Genomic DNA, 3,118 nt, shown 5'->3' with positions numbered 1-3,118 from the left:
GGGCTAACATTTTTACATTTAGGACAGCGTTTTTTTTAGTTGAATAGTCATAATTGTCAATGAGTTTACAAATTAAATGGTTTATCATCTAATCTTACAATAAAGCTAACTATTTTACCAACACTTTTTGACCATTAACTCTATTTTTATTATATTACATAAAAAACACCTAACTATTAAATTTCGTTCATCATGACTAAAGAGAAATCAATTACTTTCATAGTTCCTGCCTATAACGAGGAAAAAAATTTAGCCGCTACCATTAACGCAATCTATGGAATCACTCACAAGACCAATATTGATAATTTTGAAATTCTAATTATAAACGATAACTCAACTGATAAGACCAAAGAAATTGCCGATAACCTTGCCAAAAAACATAAACATATAAAGGCGTTTCACAACGAAACAAACAAGGGCCTGGGCTACAATTTTAAAAAGGGTGTCCAGCTTTCTCAAAAAAACTATATCACTACAGTACCGGGAGACAATGAGGTTGTTCCCTCAACTATTTGCGACCTCATAAACGCCATCGGCAAAGCCGATCTTATCATCCCCTACCACGGAAATATGCAAGACCGCCCCCTGCTTCGTAGAATTTTTTCCCGTACTTTTACTCTTGGAATCAATCTGCTTTTCTTCTTGCGCCTTAGATACTATAACGACCCGGTTATCCATAAAGCTGAAGTGATTAAAAAATATACAATCCACACTAATAGCTTTGCTCATCAAGTAGAAGCAATCGTAAAAAGCAAAAAAGACGGATATTCCCATTATCATGTGCCGATGAAACTTCAGGAAACTGGCCGCCGTTCAAGCGCTTTTAAACCCAAAAGGGTTATCTCTCTGTTAAAAGACATCGCTCATCTCGCCTGGGAAATCCATATTGAAAAAACAATTCTTAGAGACAATCAAAAATTAAAACCGCTCGCCAGACAATTTACTAAATTTTGTTTCATCGGACTTATCAATGCTAGTATTGATTTTTTATTCTATCTCACTCTCACTAGAATTTTTAACATTCACTTTATTGTGGCCAATCTTTGCGCTTTTGTTATTGCGGTAACCAGCAGTTTCCTTATGAACAAAAAATGGACTTTCCGCGATACCGGGGAAGGCCAGGCTAAAAAATATATAAAATTTATCATCACCAATCTAATTGGCATTGGCATCAACACCACTATTCTCTATTGTCTAGTTACCTACCTTGGCTTCTATGACATTATTGCTAAAATTATAGCCATATTCCTAACCACTTTTTGGAACTTCAGCGCTAGCCGATACTGGACGTTTAAAAAATGATAACAATTTACCTAAACAATAATAAATGAAATTAGTGATACTTTTGGTTTTAATAAGAATCTATAAACATCCCTCCAATCGGTGTCATCCGTGTCCCAACATTCATTGAGATAGGACACGGATTAAACGGATTAATGTAGATTAAACTCTACATTTTTTTGAAAAACATCAAAGTAAGCCCTGCTTTGGCGAAGGAGGTGATTAGTCGGGCGGCGATTACTCCCCAGATGCCGAAAATGGGTGTTAAAATAAACAGAAGGATAATACTTGAAGTAGTGCTAAAAATTTTCAAACTATATAATTCTTTTTTCATCACTCCTGCTTGAAATGCCAACTCTAGTATTGTTGCGGGAAAGGTTAGAAGTGATAAAAAGAAAACCTGTGAATAAACAACAGAGTCCATATATTTAGGGAAGAAAATTTGAAATATGGTGGGAGCTATAAGCGCGTACAGAATCACCCCCAACAGAACCACAAGAAACAGCTTAAGCACTTTTGTCAGAAGTGTTTTTTTAAGTTCCTCTCGCGTGCGGGTTGCGAATTTTGGCAGGGCAATGGTTCGCAGATTTTTTAAGATCTCGGTCATCTGGATTTCCGGCATAACCGCAAAACTGTAGATTGCTACTCCTGCCGCGTCAATAAAGTTGAACAGTAGAACACGATCCAACTCCCTGGCCGCCATAGAGATAATTCCAAAGATGCTTAGTTCTTTGCCGAATTTTAGGAATTTGGGGTCGCTTTTATTATTAGCAGGATGCTTTTTTAACGTAACCAATAGAAAAATACTTTTTAGAAGAGTGTTGACAGTCAAAAATACCGCAAATAAAATTACCAGATTTCGGGTTATGCTGATGGTGAAAATAATAGCAACAGCAGAGATAATAATACTCAGAGATTGGTAAAGAACCAGTTTGGTAAAAAGTTTTTTCCCCTGGAGATAATAAATATACACATCGCAGGCCTCAAACAATGGAAGCAAAAATCCGGACAACAGCATGCAGAAGAAAAATGCAAGATTGCCCTGAAAGTAGAAATAACCAGCCAGAGTGAAACAAACTAAAGATCCAATAATTCCCCATTTTATTTTAGCTAAAAATCCCTTTTTTACAATTCCCTCATATTTTTGGGCGACTGCTTGGGTAATAACCGTGTTAAGATGCCGAAGCGTGGCTATTCCCGCCAAATTTAAAAGCGAGAGAATATATTTGTATTCTCCATAAGTTGTTTTTGAAAGCAACCTGGCAAAAGCAATAGCGGAGACAAAACTGACAAGAGCGGCAATCATATTGCCAAAATAAAGAACCCCTCCTTGTTTAAAAATATACACATTGTCTGTGCCTGTGTATTTTTGAGATATCCGAAGCAGGGGATAGAGTTTTTGTTTTATTTTCTGTATCATGATTTTATTTTAGCAGTTCTTAGCCCAAAAATCAATAGTTGCAGCTTGCGCTAGTTCTAAACGGTAGTTTAAAATTAAATCATCTGCGGCTAATATTAGCCGCAGATTTAATAATGAATTTATAAATTAAAATAACTTGAAGAAAAATCCAAAATAGGTTATAGTATAATTATTAAATCAAGCTATACTTATACATAACTTATACTGATTATGCCTAAAACCATGACAATAGACGGTTGGAAGCTTTCGGATTTTCCAATAGCTTACGGGCCGGAAGATTATGATGACGCTAGAAAGGAGATTGCCGAAAAAGTCGGACCGGTTTCTGGCGTGAAAACAATTTTGGAATGGGGCAAGCCAAGATATCCAGGGATTTCTGATATTGATTTTTTTGTGGTGTTTGAGCAGGAGTCGCCG

General features: G+C 36.3%; 3 protein-coding genes. 2 read left to right on the top strand and 1 reads right to left on the bottom strand.

Annotated elements, in window-relative coordinates; translation table 11 throughout:
* Positions 1-192 precede the first annotated feature (192 nt).
* Positions 193-1,302, top strand: coding sequence for a bifunctional glycosyltransferase family 2/GtrA family protein (locus tag KKD20_05335; GenBank protein ID MBU4332512.1), 1,110 nt, complete (start codon positions 193-195; stop codon positions 1,300-1,302).
* A gap of 148 nt (positions 1,303-1,450) precedes the next feature.
* Here the strand turns inward: KKD20_05335 and KKD20_05330 are convergent, their stop codons facing one another.
* Complete coding sequence (locus KKD20_05330; protein ID MBU4332511.1) at positions 1,451-2,701, bottom strand: oligosaccharide flippase family protein; 1,251 nt, start codon at positions 2,699-2,701, stop codon at positions 1,451-1,453.
* Between the two features lie 222 nt (positions 2,702-2,923).
* On the opposite strand from KKD20_05330, the gene KKD20_05325 reads away from it, so the two are divergent.
* On the top strand, positions 2,924-3,118 hold a 195-nt coding region (locus tag KKD20_05325), incomplete at its 3' end, for a hypothetical protein (protein MBU4332510.1).

Source organism: Patescibacteria group bacterium, from assembly GCA_018896645.1.
GTDB lineage: Bacteria > Patescibacteriota > Patescibacteriia > UBA2591 > JABMQE01 > JAHIMF01.
Note: the sequence above shows the minus strand (reverse complement) of the source record. Positions and strands in the feature narration are given on the sequence as shown.

Bases quoted from the DNA above. Each gene is read 5' to 3' on its own strand.
- KKD20_05330 (MBU4332511.1), bottom strand. From the start codon at position 2,701: ATGATACAGAAAATAAAACAAAAACTCTATCCCCTGCTTCGGATATCT.
- KKD20_05335 (MBU4332512.1), top strand. From the start codon at position 193: ATGACTAAAGAGAAATCAATTACTTTCATAGTTCCTGCCTATAACGAG.